The 16,656-nt window shown below is 72.0% G+C and carries 15 protein-coding genes and 2 tRNA genes; 14 read left to right on the forward strand and 3 right to left on the reverse strand.

Features of this window, described 5'->3' with window-relative positions:
* The first annotated feature begins 83 nt into the window (after positions 1-83).
* The 9 genes from ACLJTM_RS13265 (at position 84) to ACLJTM_RS13305 (ending at position 9,234) form a co-directional block, all read left to right on the forward strand.
* The gene (locus ACLJTM_RS13265) at positions 84-488 is read left to right on the forward strand and encodes a DUF6344 domain-containing protein (RefSeq protein WP_411103713.1); all 405 of its coding nucleotides are present in this window, start codon (positions 84-86) and stop codon (positions 486-488) included.
* Positions 489-1,321: 833 nt separating this feature from the next.
* Positions 1,322-1,633 carry a hypothetical protein gene (locus ACLJTM_RS13270; RefSeq protein WP_411103714.1) on the forward strand — a complete coding sequence of 104 codons (312 nt, stop codon included), beginning with the start codon at positions 1,322-1,324 and terminating at the stop codon, positions 1,631-1,633.
* A 170-nt stretch (positions 1,634-1,803) separates the two neighbouring features.
* Positions 1,804-2,961, forward strand: coding sequence for an acyl-CoA dehydrogenase family protein (locus ACLJTM_RS13275; RefSeq protein WP_411103802.1), 1,158 nt, complete (start codon positions 1,804-1,806; stop codon positions 2,959-2,961).
* A 182-nt stretch (positions 2,962-3,143) separates the two neighbouring features.
* The gene (locus ACLJTM_RS13280) at positions 3,144-4,091 is read left to right on the forward strand and encodes a bifunctional MaoC family dehydratase N-terminal/OB-fold nucleic acid binding domain-containing protein (protein WP_411103715.1); all 948 of its coding nucleotides are present in this window, start codon (positions 3,144-3,146) and stop codon (positions 4,089-4,091) included.
* Positions 4,091-5,134 carry an acyl-CoA dehydrogenase family protein gene (locus ACLJTM_RS13285; protein WP_411103716.1) on the forward strand — a complete coding sequence of 348 codons (1,044 nt, stop codon included), beginning with the start codon at positions 4,091-4,093 and terminating at the stop codon, positions 5,132-5,134. The genes ACLJTM_RS13280 and ACLJTM_RS13285 overlap by 1 nt, the downstream gene beginning before the upstream one ends.
* Positions 5,135-5,137: 3 nt before the next feature.
* Entirely contained in the window at positions 5,138-5,533 is a 396-nt protein-coding gene (locus tag ACLJTM_RS13290; RefSeq protein WP_411103717.1) for a MaoC family dehydratase, read from the forward strand.
* Entirely contained in the window at positions 5,530-6,696 is a 1,167-nt protein-coding gene (locus ACLJTM_RS13295) for a lipid-transfer protein (protein WP_411103718.1), read from the forward strand. The genes ACLJTM_RS13290 and ACLJTM_RS13295 overlap by 4 nt, the downstream gene beginning before the upstream one ends.
* Before the next feature lie 146 nt (positions 6,697-6,842).
* A complete protein-coding gene (locus ACLJTM_RS13300; protein ID WP_411103719.1) occupies positions 6,843-7,376 on the forward strand; it encodes a SigE family RNA polymerase sigma factor in 534 nt (177 codons plus the stop codon).
* A 208-nt stretch (positions 7,377-7,584) separates the two neighbouring features.
* Positions 7,585-9,234 (forward strand): long-chain fatty acid--CoA ligase, encoded by a 1,650-nt coding sequence (locus ACLJTM_RS13305; RefSeq protein ID WP_411103720.1) that lies wholly within the window; start codon positions 7,585-7,587, stop codon positions 9,232-9,234.
* A 6-nt stretch (positions 9,235-9,240) separates the two neighbouring features.
* Here the strand turns inward: ACLJTM_RS13305 and ACLJTM_RS13310 are convergent, their stop codons facing one another.
* From ACLJTM_RS13310 to ACLJTM_RS13320, 3 genes are all read right to left on the reverse strand, one after another.
* Positions 9,241-9,816 carry an antibiotic biosynthesis monooxygenase gene (locus ACLJTM_RS13310; protein WP_411103721.1) on the reverse strand — a complete coding sequence of 192 codons (576 nt, stop codon included), beginning with the start codon at positions 9,814-9,816 and terminating at the stop codon, positions 9,241-9,243.
* Positions 9,817-9,829: 13 nt separating this feature from the next.
* The gene (locus ACLJTM_RS13315) at positions 9,830-13,261 is read right to left on the reverse strand and encodes a PAS domain-containing protein (protein ID WP_411103722.1); all 3,432 of its coding nucleotides are present in this window, start codon (positions 13,259-13,261) and stop codon (positions 9,830-9,832) included.
* Between the two features lie 119 nt (positions 13,262-13,380).
* Entirely contained in the window at positions 13,381-13,809 is a 429-nt protein-coding gene (locus tag ACLJTM_RS13320) for an SSI family serine proteinase inhibitor (protein WP_411103723.1), read from the reverse strand.
* Between the two features lie 189 nt (positions 13,810-13,998).
* Between ACLJTM_RS13320 and ACLJTM_RS13325 the strand changes: the two genes are divergently transcribed.
* The 5 genes from ACLJTM_RS13325 (at position 13,999) to ACLJTM_RS13345 (ending at position 16,566) form a co-directional block, all read left to right on the forward strand.
* A tRNA-Ser gene (locus tag ACLJTM_RS13325) sits at positions 13,999-14,089 on the forward strand.
* A gap of 284 nt (positions 14,090-14,373) precedes the next feature.
* Positions 14,374-14,446 (forward strand) — tRNA-Arg (locus ACLJTM_RS13330).
* A gap of 239 nt (positions 14,447-14,685) precedes the next feature.
* Entirely contained in the window at positions 14,686-15,051 is a 366-nt protein-coding gene (locus ACLJTM_RS13335) for a PH domain-containing protein (RefSeq protein WP_411103724.1), read from the forward strand.
* A 202-nt stretch (positions 15,052-15,253) separates the two neighbouring features.
* Entirely contained in the window at positions 15,254-15,688 is a 435-nt protein-coding gene (locus ACLJTM_RS13340; RefSeq protein ID WP_411103725.1) for an Lrp/AsnC family transcriptional regulator, read from the forward strand.
* Positions 15,685-16,566: a DUF2797 domain-containing protein gene (locus ACLJTM_RS13345; RefSeq protein ID WP_411103726.1), complete on the forward strand. Its 882-nt coding sequence runs from the start codon at positions 15,685-15,687 to the stop codon at positions 16,564-16,566. The genes ACLJTM_RS13340 and ACLJTM_RS13345 overlap by 4 nt, the downstream gene beginning before the upstream one ends.
* The last annotated feature ends 90 nt before the right edge of the window (positions 16,567-16,656 follow it).

Raw genomic sequence — 16,656 nt, forward strand, 5'->3', positions numbered from 1 at the left:
GATCGGCGCGCGTGGTGGGGGTCGTGCGGTTGCGGCCACATCATGACGAATGTATTCAGATCCGTCCGTCGGAACATCGCGAAATGAGGCATCCCGTCATGGCGCACCGCACCACCTTCACCTCCCTCTGGACCGCCGTCCTCACCGCCCTCGTGGCACTCCTCGCGTCCCTCGGATTCGGTGGCAAGGCCACCCCGGCCGCCGCCTCCGTCCCGGCCGCTGCGACCACCCCGGCCGCCGGTACGCGCCGATCGGCGGTGGCGGCCCGGCGGACCTGGCGGGCGATGATGCGGGGCGGTTCGCTCCCGCCGACCATCAAGCAGCGGATCCGCGCCGAGGCCCACGGCAAGACCCCGTCCGTCCGCCGCTCCACCACCGCCGCAGCCATGGGTGCCGGAACCGACACGCAGCAGGACCTCGCCCGCACCGCGGCCGTCGCCGCGGCCCCCTCCGGCGCCGCCCGGGACGTACTGGCCCTCGCCGCCTAGCTCCGCCGATCCGGGCGCCGAAGAGCGTACGGCCCGCAACCGCAGCCGCACTTGCCGTGGTTGCCATACCAGTACCGCACGTACCAAATACGCAGTCCCTCCGGACTGTTCGTACGAACGGCGACACCCGCGCGTTACACAGCCGAGCCGGTCCACACCGGCACGCGCAGGACGCGCAGCGCGGGCACGCGAGCAACAGAGCACCTGAGCAGAGCAGCAGACACGGCACGCGCCGCAGGAATGGGACGTACGTACCGCAGGACGAGCGGGAAACAGCACCTACAGCGCAGACAGCACCTACAGCAGGAACAGCTTCACGCGCAGGTTCAGGATCAGCACAGGAACAGACGCAGGCGCAGATACAGATACAGATACAGATAAAGGCGCAAGCGCTGGAGCCCGGCCGGTCATGGCCGTGGATCGCGCTGCATGGTGCCCCGGAGCGGGGCACGGATGGTGTACCCCGGCGGGCGCCGGGGGCGCGCAGGGGGCGCGGAGCTTGGGATCGCAGGGCCGCAGGGCCGGGAGACGGTGGGGTTCCCGGACGAAGCGGCCCTCTTCGGCATGTCCGGGCACCCCGGTCTGGCGAAACGCTTCATCGCAGGCGGGGCAAGGGTTTCGACCCGTTCCGGACCGCTGAGCTGGGGCTGCGGGGGCGCGCATCAGGTTTATCCGCTGTTGGTCATACTTGCGGGGGATTCAGGGACTGCGGGGTGGTTCGCCGGGGATTCGGTGGGCAACTCTGGTCTGGCGACGTCGTCACCCCGCAAGACCGAGGCGGTCGGCCAACTGCCTTGAGGTCAGTTCCACTTCGCTCTCTGGAGGATTCAGACATGGCAAACATCCGCACCGCTCGCGTCATCGCTGCTGTCGCCGCTCTCCCCCTCGCCGCCACCCTCTTCGGGGGAGTGGCGACGGCCGACAACGGCTCCTTCGCGAACGACGGATCGAATGCGAGCGTCGCCGGCATCATCGGCAGCGGCGTGGGCGGGAACAACCACGGGAACTCCTCCACCTCCCAGCAGGTGGCCACGGGTTCCGGCGCCTCCAACCAGAACAACACCGCCCAGGTCAACGGCTCGGCCTTCACCGCCATCGACCAGTCCAACTCCAGTGTGTCGGTGAACTTCCATCCTTGGTGGTAGACGCGGCTCGCAGCCGTTCTGACTGCTGAGGGCACCCGTGCGACCGGACCGGCTGGGGTCCGGTAGCGCGGGCGCCCTCGCGCGTGTCCGCCGTCCCGACCTTGACACCACGGGTAAATCTGACGGACAGTCAGGTCTCCTCGTTGATGCGATGCCGGGAGGCCGACGCCGTGCACCTCGCCCCGACCGAAGACCAGGTGCGGCTGCGTGCCGAACTGCGCGCGTACTTCCGGGAGCTGTTGCCGGACGGTGTGCCCGAGGACGCGCCTGCTCAGCGCGCACTCCTGCGCCGTATCGGCTCCGACGGCCTGCTCGGCCTCGGGTGGCCCGTCGAGTACGGAGGCCGGGGGCGGGGGGCCGACGAGCAGTTCGTGTTCTTCGATGAGGCCTACCGGGCCGGCGCCCCCGTCTCCATGGTCACGCTCAACACGGTCGGCCCCACCCTGATGAAGTACGGGACCCGTGAGCAGAAGGAGTTCTTCCTGCCCCGGATCCTCACGGGCGACCTCGTCTTCGCCATCGGCTACTCGGAGCCCGCAGCCGGGACCGACCTCGCCTCGCTGCGGACCCGCGCCGTGCGCGACGGCGACGACTGGGTGATCGACGGGCAGAAGGTCTTCACCTCCAACGCCCAGAACGCGGACTGGATCTGGCTCGCCTGCCGCACCGACCCCGAGGCGCCCAAGCACAAGGGCATCTCGATCATCCTCGTGCCCACGGACGCGCCCGGCTTCTCCTGGACCCCGATCGACACCGTCGGCGGGCTCACGACCACGGCGACGTACTACGACTCCCTCCGCGTGCCGGCCGGCAACCTCGTCGGCCCCGAGCACGGCGGCTGGGGCCTGATCACCAACCAGCTCAACCACGAGCGGGTGGCCCTCGCCGCCATCGGCATGCAGGCCGAGGACTTCTACGAGGCCGCGCTCGCCCATGCCCGGACCCCCGACCCGGACACCGGCGACCGTCCCGCCGACCGGCCCTGGGTGCAGTCCCGGCTGGCCGAGGCGTACGCCCGCCTGGCCGCCGTACGCCTCCTCAACTGGCGCCTCGTCCAGGACGTGGGGGCCGGAACCCTCGCGCCGGGCGATGCCAGCGGTGTGAAGTTCCTCGGCACCGAATCCGCCGTCGAGGTCTACCGGATGTGCCAGGAGGTGGTCGGCGAGCAGGGCCTGATCCGCGGCCCGGGGGGCGAGGCCTTCCGGGGCGGTGAACTGGAGCGGATGAACCGGGCCGCGCAGATCAACACCTTCGGCGGCGGGGTCAGCGAGGTGCAGCGGGAGATCGTCGCCATGATGCGGCTCGGCATGAAGGGGAGGAAGCGATGACGGGAGACCCTGCGGCCGCGGCGCCCGCGGCGGCCCGCACACCGGAGCCGGCCCGTACACCGGACGCCGTCCGCACACCGGCCGCGGCGCCCGCGGCGCCCCGCACACCGGAGCCGGCCCGTACACCGGAGCCGGCCCGCGCACCGGACACAGCCCGTACACCGGACGCGGCCCGTGGGCCCGTGGGTGCTGCGGAGCCCGATGGGCCCGAGGAAGCCGCCCGGTTCCACACGCTGCTGCAAGCCTTCGAAGGTCTGCCGGCCGCTGTCGGGGGCCAGGGCAAGGACCCGGTCAACGCACCGATGATCCGCCACTGGTGCGAGGCCATGGGCGACACCGATCCGGCCTACACCGGGCCCGACGCGATCGCACCGCCGACGATGCTCCAGGCCTGGACGATGGGCGGACTCTCCGGACACACCGACCGCTCCTCGGCCTACGACGAGCTCACCGCCCTCCTCGACGGCGCAGGCTTCACCTCCGTCGTGGCCACCGACTGCGAGCAGGAGTACCTGCGCCCGCTGCGCCCCGGGGACGCGATCACCTTCGACGCCGTCATCGAGTCCGTGTCCGCGCGCAAGACGACCAAACTGGGCACCGGCCACTTCGTGACCACCCGCATGGACGTCCACGCGAACGGCACGCCCGCCGGAACCCACCGCTTCAGAATCCTCAAGTACCGCCCCGCCGGCCCCGCCCGCCCGCCGTCCGGCAGGCAGGCCCAGCCCGGGGCCCTGCGCCCCCGCCCGGTGGTCAACCGCGACAACCGGGGGTTCTGGGACGGGGTCGCCGAGCACAAGCTGCTCATCCAGCGCTGCACCGCCTGCGCCACCCTGCGCTTCCCGTGGCTCCCGGGCTGCCATGCCTGCTCCTCGCCCGACTGGGAGACCGTCGAGGCCTCCGGCGAGGCCACCGTGTTCAGCTACGTCGTCATGCACCATCCGCCCTTCCCGGCCTTCGACCCGCCCTACGCGGTCGCGCTCGTCGAGCTCGCCGAGGGGGTCCGGATGGTCAGCAACATCACCGGCGTCCCCTATGACAAGGTGCGCATCGGCATGCCCGTCCGGCTGGAGTTCCTGCGCGTCGACGACGGCCTCGAACTCCCCGTCTTCCGCGGGAGCGAGGGCTGATGGACTTCCATCCCACCGAGGAGCAGGCCGCCGCAGCCGGACTCGCCGCGCGGATCTTCCACGACCTCGCCACCCATGAACGTCTTGCGGCCGCCGGGACGGGCAGTGACGCCGAGCTGTGGAAGGCCCTCACGGCGTCCGGTCTCATCGGCGCCGTCGAGGACATCGGCCTGCTCGGGCTCGTCCTGCTGCTGGAGGAACAGGGACGCACCACCGCCCAGGTCCCCTACGCCGCGACCTGCACCTACGGGGTCCTCCCGGTGGCCGCCCACGGCACGGACGAGCAGCGCGCACGACTGCTGCCCGCGCTGGGCAGCGGCGAGGCGGTGGCCACCGGGGCCTTCCCCGGCCGCCGGCGGTTCCGGGCCGAGGGCGCCCGGCTCACCGGGACGGCCCCGGCCGTGCCATGGCTGCGCGACGCCACGCACGTGCTGGTCCCCGATGCGGACCGTGCCCTGTGGCTGGTACCGGTGGACGCGCCCGGAGTGCAGACCGCCCCGGTGGAGACCACTGCTCCCTGGTCGGCGGGCCGGCTGACCCTGGCGGGGGCCGAGGGCGAGCGGATCGGCGCCGACCCCCGGGACGGCGCCGGGCGTGCATATGCGCAGGTGCTGGCCGTCGCCCGCACCGCCTTCGCCGGGCTACAGGCGGGGGTGTGTGCCGGCTCGCTCGCCCGCGCGGTCGCGTACACGTCCACACGTGAGCAGTTCGGCCGGCCGCTCTCCACCAACCAGGGGGTCATGCTGCGGGCCGCGGACGCGTACATGGACACCGAGGCCATCCGGGTCACCGCGTACGAGGCCGCCTGGCGCCTCGACCAGGGCCTGCCGGCGGGAGGGCAGGTGCTGACCGCCGCCTGGTGGGCCTCCGAGGCGGGCAAGCGCGTGGTGCACACCGGCCAGCACCTGCACGGCGGGATGGGCGCCGACCTGGACCACCCCGTCCACCGGCACCTCCTGTGGGGGCGCCAACTGGACGCGTACCTGGGCTGCGGCAGTGAGCTGCTGGCCGAACTGGGCGCCGCGCTGGCGCAGGAGGGCTGAGCCATGGCACTGAGCATCGGCGAGGAACTGCCCGCGCTGGAGATCCCGGTCACCCGCACCCTGATCGTCGCGGGCGCCATCGCCTCCCGCGACTACCAGGACGTGCACCACGACGCGTCGCTGGCCAGGGAGAAGGGCTCCCCGGACATCTTCATGAACATCCTGACCACGAACGGCCTGGTCGGCCGGTACATCACCGACCGGCTCGGCCCGGGATGCACGCTGCGCAAGGTGGCCATCCGCCTCGGCGCCCCCAACTACCCGGGCGACACCATGACCCTCACCGCGACCGTCACGGGCCTCGACGGCGACACCGCCGAGATACGCGTCGTCGGCGCCAACGGCCTCGGCCACCACGTGACCGGCACCGTCACCGTCACCTTGGGGAGGCAGGCATGAGCGTCCGCCACCGCGATGCCATCGGCGGCCGGGCCGCCATCGTTGGCATCGGGGCAACCGAGTTCTCCAAGGACTCGGGCCGCAGCGAGCTGAAGCTCGCGGTCGAGGCCGTGCACGCCGCCCTCGACGACGCCGGGCTCAGCCCGTCCGACGTCGACGGCATGGTCACCTTCACGATGGACACCAGCCCCGAGATCACCGTCGCGCAGGCGGCGGGCATCGGGGAGCTCTCCTTCTTCTCCCGCATCCACTACGGCGGCGGCGCCGCCTGCGCCACCGTCCAGCAGGCCGCGCTGGCCGTCGCCGGCGGAGTGGCGGAGGTCGTGGTCTGCTACCGGGCCTTCAACGAGCGTTCGGGGCGCCGCTTCGGCTCCGGTGTGCAGCAGCGCGAACCCTCGGCGGAGGGCGCCGCGCTCGGCTGGTCGCTCCCGTGGGGGCTGCTGACCCCCGCCTCCTGGGTGGCCATGACGGCTCAGCGCTATCTGCACGCGTACTCCCTCACCCCTGAGGCCTTCGGGCACGTCGCGGTCACCGACCGCCGGTACGCCGCTACCAACCCCGCCGCGTACTTCCACGGCCAGCCCATCACGCTCGCCGACCACGCCGCCTCGCGGTGGATCGTCGAGCCCCTCAGGCTGCTGGACTGCTGCCAGGAGACGGACGGCGGCCAGGCCCTGGTCGTCACCACGACCGAGCGGGCCCGGGACCTGCGGCAGGCACCCGCAGTGATCACTGCGGCCGCGCAGGGCGCGGGCCGCCGCCAGGAGGGCATGACCTCCTTCTACCGCGACGACCTGACCGGGCTGCCGGAGATGGGCGTGGTGGCGCGCCAGCTGTGGCGCACCAGCGGACTGCGGCCCTCGGACATCGACGTCGGCATCCTCTACGACCACTTCACCCCCTTCGTGCTCATGCAGTTGGAGGAGTTCGGCTTCTGCGGCCCCGGCGAAGCCGCCGATTTCGTGGCTGCGGGCGAGCTGCCCTTCAACACGCACGGCGGACAGCTCGGCGAGGCCTACCTGCACGGGATGAACGGCATTGCCGAAGCCGTCCGGCAACTGCGCGGCACCTCCGTCAACCAGGTGGCGGGCGCCGCGCACACCCTGGTCACGGCCGGCACCGGGGTGCCCACCTCCGGCCTGGTCCTGGGTGTCGACCGCTGAAGCCGGCGCTGTCCAAGGGCCCGTGCCGAGCCCGCTCCCTCCACCTACAGGAGGTCGGACACCTACCCGTCCTACAACCTGAGACGGATCCGCCTTCGGCACTTGCGGGCGATTCCCGGCCCGGCGTCCACTCCTAGCGTGGAGACATGACCACGCCTGTGTGCACGCTCGCCTCGAATCCGACGACGTATCCGTCGTTCTCGGCGTACGTCCGGACGCGCGGCACGGTCCTGCTGCGTACGGCACGGTCGCTCACCGCCAATCCGTGCGATGCCGAGGACCTGCTGCAGACCGCCCTCACCAAGACCTATGTCGCCTGGGACCGGATCGAGGACCACCGGGCCCTGGACGGATACGTACGGCGGACCCTGGTCAACACGCGCACCTCGCAGTGGCGCAAGCGCAAGGTCGACGAGTTCTCCTGCGATGAGATCCCGGAGACCGAGACGGCGCCGGCCGCGGACCCGGCGGAAGCACAGGCGCTGCGCGACGCGATGTGGCGTGCCGTGACGCGGCTGCCGGACCGGCAGCGCGCCATGGTGGTGCTGCGCTACTACGAGGACCTCAGCGAGGTACAGACCGCCGAACTCCTCGGAGTGTCGGTCGGCACGGTGAAGAGCGCCGTCTCCCGGGCGCTCGTCAAGCTCCGCGAAGACCCCGAGCTGGTGCCGATCCGCTGACCTGCGTCGCCGCCATCCGGTGTTTCACGTGAAACAACCCCCTCCGCGGGAAAGACCTCTTCTACCGGTCCGGCGGGTCGAAGGCGGATGTTTCACGTGAAACACAGCCCGTTTCTACTCTTGGGTAGTGACATGCCGACCGGTACGTGCGCAGAATCGGCAGCATCCGTAGCCGCCGCAGCGCCGCAGCGCTCACCGGGAGGACGCTTTGCTGAGCACCATGCAGGACGTACCACTCCTCGTCACCCGCATACTCCAGCACGGGATGACGATCCACGGGAAGTCCCAGGTCACGACCTGGACCGGGGAGGCCGAGCCGCATCGCCGCAGCTTCGCCGAGATCGGTACCCGCGCCACCCGGCTCGCGAACGCCCTGCGCGACGAGCTCGGGGTCCAGCAGGGCGACCGGGTCGCCACGCTCATGTGGAACAACGCGGAACACGTCGAGGCGTACTTCGCGATCCCCTCGATGGGCGCGGTCCTGCACACGCTGAACCTGCGGCTGCCCCCTGAGCAGCTCGTCTTCATCGTCAACCATGCGGCGGACCGGGTCGTCCTGGTCAACGGCACGCTGCTGCCCCTGCTCGTACCGCTTCTCCCGCACCTGCCCACCGTGGAGCACGTGGTCGTCGCCGGTATCGGTGACCGCTCGGCACTCGACGGCCTGGGCGTGCGCGTGCACGAGTACGAGAACCTCCTCGAAGGCCGCTCCGACCACTTCGACTGGCCCGAGCTGGACGAGCGCCAGGCCGCGGCGATGTGCTACACCTCCGGCACCACCGGGGAGCCCAAGGGCGTCGTCTACTCCCACCGGTCGATCTACCTGCACTCCATGCAGGTCAACATGGCCGAGTCGATGGGGCTGACCACCGCGGACACCACCCTCGTCGTGGTCCCGCAGTTCCACGTGAACGCATGGGGCCTGCCGCACGCCACCTTCATGACCGGCATCAACATGCTGATGCCCGACCGCTTCCTGCAGCCCGCCCCGCTGGCCCAGATGATCGAGAGGGAGAAGCCCTCGCACGCCGCGGCCGTCCCCACGATCTGGCAGGGACTGCTGGCCGAGGTCACCGCGAACCCGCGCGATCTGAGCTCGATGAAGCAGGTCACCATCGGCGGCGCGGCCTGTCCGCCCTCCCTGATGGAGGCCTACGACAAGCTCGGGGTCCGGCTCTGCCACGCCTGGGGCATGACCGAGACCTCCCCGCTGGGGACCATGGCGCACCCGCCGGCCGGCCTGAGCGTCGAGGAGGAGTGGCCGTACCGGATCACCCAGGGCCGCTTCCCGGCGGGCGTCGAAGCCCGTCTGGTCGGCCCCGACGGCAGCCACCTGCCCTGGGACGGTGAAGCGGCGGGCGAGCTGGAGGTGCGCGGCAACTGGATCGCCGGCGCCTACTACGGCGGCGCGTCCGGCGAACCCCTCCTTCCCGAGGACAAGTTCAGCGCGGACGGCTGGCTCAAGACTGGTGACGTCGGCATCATCAGCCCCGACGGGTACCTGACGCTGACCGACCGGGCCAAGGACGTGATCAAGTCCGGCGGCGAGTGGATCTCCAGCGTGGAGCTGGAGAATGCGCTGATGGCGCACCCCGAGGTCGCCGAGGCCGCCGTCGTCGCCGTCCCGGACGACAAGTGGGGCGAGCGTCCGCTGGCCACCGTCGTCCTCAAGGAGGGTGCGACCGTGGACTACGAGGGGCTGCGTGCCTTCCTCGCCCAGTCCATCGCCAGGTGGCAGCTGCCGGAGCGCTGGACGGTCATCGATGCGGTTCCGAAGACGAGCGTCGGCAAATTCGACAAAAAGGTGATCCGCAAGCAGTACGCGGACGGCGCCCTGGACGTCACGAAGCTGGCCTGACGGGTCTCAGCCCCGGGTGAGCCATGGCCGCAGCAGCTTGCTGACTGCGGGCATGGCCACGTAGGTCATCAGAGTGCTGAAGACGACGGCGAAGGCGGCCGTCCGCAGCACGAAGTGCAGATCCACCAGGTACGGCCCGAGCACCGCGTTGCCGACGAGCGAGATCGGGAAGATGGCCAGCCCCGAGCTGACCACCATCTTCCAGCGCGGCGGCGCGGGCCGGGTCGTACCCGGCTTGGCGAACCACGTCTCCATGCCGTGCAGTTCCCGGCGGGCTATCTCGGTGTGGTGGTGACCGAGGCAGTTGGAGAACCACTGCGCCCGCTCGGGGGAGTCCTGCCAGCGCTGGAAGGCCGCGTGGTTGCGGAAGCGGTGGACCAGGAACCAGGGACCGCCCTCCACCGCGGGGCGGAACAGCCCGTACCCGAGGTGGTCGGGGAAGCCCGCGGCCGTCTCCAGGATCCCGTGGGCCCAGGCCTCGAAGGTCTCCTCGTGCCCCGGCTCCACCTGCCGGGCGATCAGCAGGTTCACCTCCCCGTTGTCGGCGGGGACGGTCTGCTCGCTCGCGCTGGTGATGGCCATCCGGCCAGGATGACTAGTTGGTGCCGATCTTGGCCAGCAGGTCCACGATGCGGCCCTGGACGTCCGCCGTGGTGGCCCGCTCGGCGAGGAAGAGCACGCTCTCCCCGGAGGCCAGTCGCGGCAGTTCGGCCGGGTCGATGCCGGTGGTCGTGTAGACGACCAGCGGGGTGCGGTTCAGCTGCCCGTTGGCGCGCAGCCAGTCCACGATCCCGGCCCGCCGGCGTCGGACCTGCATGAGGTCCATGACCACCAGATTGGGCCGCATCCGCGTCGCCAGCTCCACGGCGTCGGTATCGGCTCCGGCCCGGGCGACCTGCAGACCGCGCCGCTCCAGGGCGGCGGTGAGCGCGGCGGCGATCTCCTCGTGCTCCTCGATCAGCAGGACCCGCGACGGGTGCTGCTCGCTGTCGCGCGGCGCGAGCGCCTTGAGCAGGACCGCCGGGTCGGCGCCGTACGCGGCCTCACGCGTGGCGTGCCCCAGTCCGGCCGTGACCAGCACGGGGACCTCCGCGGCCACCGCCGCCTGGCGCAGGGACTGCAGGGCGGTCCGGGTGATCGGGCCGGTCAGCGGATCCACGAACAGCGCGGCGGGGAACGCGGCGATCTGCGCGTCCACCTCCTCGCGGGAGTGCACGACCACCGGGCGGTAGCCGCGGTCACTGAGGGCCTGCTGCGTCTGCACGTCGGGCGCGGGCCACACGAGCAGCCGGCGCGGGTTGTCCAGCGGTTCGGGCGGGAGTTCGTCGTCGACGGGCCGCGGCACGGGCCGGTTGACCACCTCGACGGCGCCGCCGGGCCCGTCCAGCGGCTCGGGCCCCTCGTCGGAGCCCGCCTCCGGCGCTCCTATGGCGAAGGCGCGGCCCTGGGGCGCGGGCTCGGAGAGCCTGCGGCGGCGGCCGGAGCCCGCACCGTTCGGGTCCACCGAGATGCCCTGGCCCAGGGTGCCGAGGGCGCGCACGCTGATCGGCTGTCCCGGCTGCCCCGGCTGTCCCTCGGGCGGGGCGTCCTGGGGCTGTCGGGCCCCGGGTACCGCGGCCTGGTCGCCGGCCTCCTCGTCCTCCGGAGCCGTCCGTGCCGCCGGGACCGGCCAGGCCGGAGTGGCGGGCAGGGCTCGGCGCCGTCCCGTCGGGTGCGCGGCGTCGGCTGCCCCGGGGGCGCCTGCAACGGCCTGCGCCGCGGGAGCTGAGGGGGCTGCGGCGGTGGTCTCCGGTTCGGCTCCGGGCGCGCTCAGCACCCGGCGGGCGCGGCGGCCGGCCGGGCCCTCGGAGTCGCCCTCGGCCTCCGCCGGAGCGGGGGCCGGTCCGGCCATGGCGTGGGCCTGCGGTGCGGCCGGAGCCGGGGTCGGCCCCGCGGGCAGCGCGAACCCGCCCTGGGGCGCGATGGGCCGTACGGGACCCGGGGCGGGCGCAGGCGCAGGCCGGAGTCCGGTCGCCGGTACCGGCCCCCCGGGCTGCGGCGGTACGGGTCCGCCCGCCGGCTGGGCCGGGGTGACCGGCCCCAGGGCACGCCGACGCCCGGCGGGGTGCTCGGTCACGGGTACCGGCGGCACGTCGGGTACGGGAGGCATGTCGGGTACCGGAGGTACGGCAGGTACCGGAGGCAGCGCGGGAACGGCGGTGCCCTGCGCGGGTGCGGGCCGTGCTGCCCCGCCGTCACCGCTGCCGTCTCCGTCGCGGCCGCGGCGCCGTCCCGTTCCGAGACCCGCCGGGTTCACCGGGGACTGGGCCAGGCCGGAGCCCGGACTTGCATCGTCGGCACCGGGGCCGGCTTCACCGGCCCGGCGCCGACCGGACGGCAGTGCCAGAGCTCCTGCGCCACCCTCGGCGGACTTCGCGGCTTCCGGCGCGCCCGGTGACCGGACCTCGTCGTCCAGGAAGGCGTCCACCCCGCGGCGCGCCCGCCGCCCGCCGGAGACCTTCCCGGCGGGGGCCGCGTCGTCTTGGCCGGCCCGGCTTGCGGGCTCCTCCGGCGGGTCCGGCAGGGTCACCGTGCCGGCTCCCGCACCGAGCGGCAGCTCCAGCACGTACGCTCCGCCGGGCGCCCCGGGCACCTCGACGGTCTGCAGCACGCCGCCGTGCGCCGACACGATGCCGCGCACGATGGGCTCGTGGACCGGGTTCCCGCCCTCGTACGGTCCACGCACCTCGATGCGTACGACGTCGCCGCGCTGCGCGGCCGCCACCACGATCGTCGAGTCGCCGTAGCCGCTGCCCTGACGGGTCTTGCCGGTGGCGTCCACCCCTGCCACGTCCGCGATCAGGTGGGCGAGGGCGCTCGCGATGCGGTCGGCGTCGACCTCGGCCTCGATCGTCGGGGCGTGGACGGCGAACTGCGCCCGCCCCGGCCCGATCAGTTCGACGGCGCCGTCGACACCGGCAGCGACGACCTCGTTGATCAGGACGTTCTTCTTCTTGAGCCGGTCGCTGCCGGCGTCCAGGCGCTGGAAGCCCAGCACGTTGTCCACGAGCGTGGTCATCCGGGTGTACCCGGCCGCCAGGTGGTGCAGCAGCTGGTTGGCCTCGGGCCACAGCTGTCCCGCGTCGTCGGCGGCGAGCGTCGCCAGCTCACCGCGCAGCTCCTCCAACGGCCCGCGCAGCGACTCGTCGAGGACGGCCAGCAGCTGCGCGTGGCGCGCGGCGAGGGCGTCGTAGGGCCGGCGGTCGGTGAAGGTCATGACGGCGCCGACGAGCTGCTCCCCGTCCCGTACGGGAGAGGTGGTCAGGTCGACGGCCACCGGCTGGCCGGACTTGTTCCACAGCACCTGCCCGCGCACGCGGTGCTTGCGTCCGCTGCGCAGGGTGTCGGCGAGCGGGGACTCCTCGAAGGGGAACGGCGAGCCGTCGGCGCGCGAGTGCTGGACCAGGCCGTGCAGTTCGCGGTTGCCGAGGTCGGTGGCGCGGTAGCCGAGGATCTGGGCGGCGGCCGGATTGACCAGCACCACCCTGCCGTCGGTGTCGGTGCCCACGACGCCTTCCGCGGCGGCGCGCAGGATCATCTCGGTCTGCCGCTGCGAGCGGGCCAGCTCGGCCTCGGTGTCCACCGTCTGTGAGAGGTCCCGTACGACGAGCATCAGCAGCTCGTCCCCGGTGTAGGAGGGCTGCGGCTCGCGGTAGGCGTCGCGGCCGTCGAGGTGGGCGCTGGTGACCTCGACGGGGAACTCGCTGCCGTCGGTCCGGCGCGCGATCATCCGCTGGGGCTTGGCCCGGCCGCCGTCGTCTTCGCCGGGCCGGCGCATCGAGCCGGGGATCAGCTTGGAGTCGAACTCGGGGAGGAGGTCGAGCACGCCCCGGCCGACGAGCCCGGTGCCGGGGCTCTCCATCACCTCAAGGGCGATCGAATTCGCGTTGACGACAGTGCCGTTGGCGTTGACGAGCAACAGCGCGTCCGGAAGAGCGTCGAGTATTGCTGCGAGGCGAGCAGCGCCTCGGGATGGCCTGCTGCTCACGACGAGCTTCCTCCCTGACCACAACTACCGGCAAGTCACGGGAGGAGTCTAAGGCCACAGCCCCGCGGCGGGAGGGCGGATGAGGGGTGGATACCGCCCAAGCCGTGCATCCTCCCAGGTCAGGAACGCCCAGGTGGAAGCAGAGGTTCCAACTCGTCCCAGCGGCTGATCTCGCATCCGTTGGTCCGCCGGAAGGTGGCGTCCACCTTCTGTCCGTGCCAGGTTCCGGTGATCCGGGCGGTGGCCGGCCCGCCGTGCTGCATGGTGCAGATCTGGCGGTGGGAGACGGGGGCGAACGGGTCCTTGCCCTCCTGGGCGAGCTGGTCCAGGCGGGCGCAGGACTGTTCCTTCCAGGGGTGGTCACCGCCCACGGGACCGCATTCGAGCCGGTAGTCCCGGTCCAGCCGGGGGTTGCCGGTGTCGGCCATGGCGATGGTGAGACGGTCCGGCGGGGCGGATAGCAGCCGGCCCAGCGGCAGCGGGGGCAGGGGGCCGGCTGCCGCGGCGGCCAGGGCCGAGGTGACCGCGAAGGCGGCGATGCGCAGCATGAGGTGCTCCAGGTCGTCCGACGGCGGCGTACGCCTGACCAACGACGGGAGCCCGGCTACGTTGCGTCCGGGAAGGGCCCTTAAGGCTTTGCTCTGGGCCCTCTCGTCCTAGTACCGTGGGAGCGGATTGGTGACCGGCCCTGCGCCTGTGTCATCATCTGCACGCACCTTCGTCCGCGAGGGTGTGCTGGAGGCGTCGCCTAGTCCGGTCTATGGCGCCGCACTGCTAATGCGGTTTGGGGCTTACCCCCCATCGAGGGTTCAAATCCCTCCGCCTCCGCACCTCACGAAGCCCCGGTCCGCAAGGACCGGGGCTTCCGTGCGTTCCGGGTCCGCGCCGTGCGCCCGCCCCGGTCCGGCCTCCGGTCCGCGGCCCGGTCCGACCGGCCCGGGCTCTGACGTCTGTACGAGTCCAGCCACCCGGGTGCACCCAACTGGACGATCTTCTTCCAGGGTGTTTCCGCAGGTCAGTGCCGGTATGGCTAATGGATTTCGCGTCCCGGCGAGGTCCATGTATTGTTGTTCTCGCAAGGCCAACGGGGCGGAAAAAGCCCAGGACGCCAAGCACTCGTAGCTTAACGGATAGAGCATCTGACTACGGATCAGAAGGTTGCAGGTTCGAATCCTGCCGAGTGCACAGCAGGACGAAGGCCCCCAGGAGACATCCTGGGGGCCTTCGTCGTATGCCGTCGCGCTCTGCTGCGTCCTTGTCCGGGAAGCGGGCGGGCCGGGGGTCGGGGCTTTTTCTCCTCCTTGAAGGGGAGGGTGGCCCCCAGGTCGTCAGGGGGTGATCCGGTTCTTCGGGGGGACGCGGCCCGGGGGTGGGGCTGGCTAGTGTTTTCGGGAGATCCACTGAACTCGTAAGAGGGGGCTCCCATGGGACTGTTCGGAAACGCGCACACCGTCGACCACACGTCGGCGCAGCGGGACTATGCGCGGCTGCTGGGGCAGGGCGAGCAGGTGCACGCCGCGTACGTGCTGATCCGGGACACGATCCTGTTCACCGACCGGCGGCTGGTGTTCATCGACAAGCAGGGGCTCACGGGCAAGAAGGTGGAGTACCACTCGGTCCCGTACCGGAGCATCACCCACTTCTCCGTGGAGACCGCCGGGCACTTCGATCTCGATGCCGAGCTCAAGATCTGGATATCCGGGAGCGCGGCGCCCATCGGGAAGACCTTCACGAAGGGTGTCGACATCTACGAGGTCCAGGCGATCCTCACGCAGTTCGTCGCACGTTAGGCCCGAGACCCGCTCGAGGGTGCGGGTGTCCCACCTCCGGCGGGACGCGGACAGCGAGATGGCGTATGGGGACTAGGGCGTCACGCCAGACGTGGTTTCGATCAGATGTAATAGCGTCGAATGGTGTTCTGCCTGTCGGGGTGATTGCAAGATCGGGTACCTTCCTCGCAGGAGTCAACGGGGCTCATGAGAGGGAGATCGCGTGGACGACATCGACCGGGCGCTGGTCCTGCGCCTGCAGGAGGACGCGGGCCAGTCGTACGCCGCCCTCGGCGCCGCTGTCGGGCTGTCGGCCGGGGCGACCCACGAGCGGGTGCGCAAGCTGCGCGAGCGCGGGGTCATCCGGCGGACCACCGTCGACGTCGACCCGGCGGCCGTCGGCAGCGGTGTGCTGGCCTACGTGATGGTCGACTCCAACGCCTGGATGGGAGAGGCGGGGGAGTCCTTCGCCGCGATCCCCGAGATCCAGGAGGCGCACATCATCGCGGGCAGTGCCTCCGTGCTGGTCAAGGTGCGCACGCCGTCCACAGAGCAGTTGCAGGACGTCCTGCGCCGCCTCTACGCGATCGACGGCGTCAGCGGGACGCATGCGACCGTCGTCCTGGACACCTTCTTCGAGCGCCCGCTCCCGCTGTGAGCTGGTGGTGCACCGGCCTGCGGTGGGACCGGGACGGCCGGCCTGCCATCGGGTGGCTCGGGGAGGGCCGCGGGGAGCGGACGAGTGTGCTCGCGTACGGGCAGCAGCTCGCGTTCGTCGCGCGCGGCGAGCGGCACTGCCTCGGGGTACGGCGGGCCGGGAAGCGGACGGCCTGTCCCACGGCGGTCGTCGTGCCCGCCCGGAGCGGCAGCGCGCAGTGCCCCGCATGCGCGCGCCTGGACCGGTCGTTCTCCGTGGCCGCCGACACCCGTGCGGATGATCCGCGGACCTACCGGGTCTACCTGGCCTGGTTCGGGCCCGGCCTGGTCAAGGTCGGCATCACCGCCGAGGAACGCGGCGCTGCCCGGTTGCTGGAACAGGGGGCGGTGGCCTGGAGCTGGCTGGGCCGCGGGCCGCTGATGGCGGCCCGGCGTACCGAGGAGCTGCTGCGGGCGGCCCTCGGGGTGCCCGACCGCATCGCCTACTCGCGCAAGCGGGCCGTACGGGCGCAGCTGCCGCCCGCGGCGGAGCGGGGCCGGGAGGTCGCCGAGCTGCACCTGCGCGCGGGAGCACTGCCGGGGTGGCCGGACTCGCTGGAACGGCTGCCATGCGAAGTCGCCGACCATGCCGGAGCGTTCGGGCTGGACGGGCTGCCGGTCCCGGTGCGGGTGGTCACGCGCATGGAGCCGGGTGCAGTGGTGGCGGGGCGGCTGGCCGGGGCGGCCGGGCCCGACCTGCACCTCGCGGACGGGCTCGTGGTGGACACCCGGCTGCTGGCCGGCTGGGAACTGCTCGGGCCGGCAGGGGAGCCGGTGACCTCCGTGCCGGTGGCGCAGATCCCGGCTGCTGCCGAATCCGGGCAGGACGGGCTGTTCTGAGCGGTCCCCGGCGCGGGCACGGTCAAGCTTTGGATCCCTTCCGGCGTGCGGACCGGATTGCTGTGGACAGGCCGGGGGTGCGCCGCCGAG

The organism is Streptomyces sp. cmx-4-9 (assembly GCF_046548835.1).
In the GTDB taxonomy this organism is placed as follows: Bacteria; Actinomycetota; Actinomycetes; order Streptomycetales; family Streptomycetaceae; genus Streptomyces.

Excerpts from the sequence above, each read along its gene's own strand:
- ACLJTM_RS13265 (WP_411103713.1), top strand. The coding sequence starts at position 84 with ATGAGGCATCCCGTCATGGCGCACCGCACCACCTTCACCTCCCTCTGG.
- ACLJTM_RS13270 (WP_411103714.1), top strand. The coding sequence starts at position 1,322 with ATGGCAAACATCCGCACCGCTCGCGTCATCGCTGCTGTCGCCGCTCTC.
- ACLJTM_RS13285 (WP_411103716.1), top strand. The coding sequence starts at position 4,091 with ATGGACTTCCATCCCACCGAGGAGCAGGCCGCCGCAGCCGGACTCGCC.
- ACLJTM_RS13290 (WP_411103717.1), top strand. The coding sequence starts at position 5,138 with ATGGCACTGAGCATCGGCGAGGAACTGCCCGCGCTGGAGATCCCGGTC.
- ACLJTM_RS13295 (WP_411103718.1), top strand. The coding sequence starts at position 5,530 with ATGAGCGTCCGCCACCGCGATGCCATCGGCGGCCGGGCCGCCATCGTT.
- ACLJTM_RS13300 (WP_411103719.1), top strand. The coding sequence starts at position 6,843 with ATGACCACGCCTGTGTGCACGCTCGCCTCGAATCCGACGACGTATCCG.
- ACLJTM_RS13310 (WP_411103721.1), bottom strand. The coding sequence starts at position 9,816 with ATGGCCATCACCAGCGCGAGCGAGCAGACCGTCCCCGCCGACAACGGG.
- ACLJTM_RS13320 (WP_411103723.1), bottom strand. The coding sequence starts at position 13,809 with ATGCTGCGCATCGCCGCCTTCGCGGTCACCTCGGCCCTGGCCGCCGCG.
- ACLJTM_RS13335 (WP_411103724.1), top strand. The coding sequence starts at position 14,686 with ATGGGACTGTTCGGAAACGCGCACACCGTCGACCACACGTCGGCGCAG.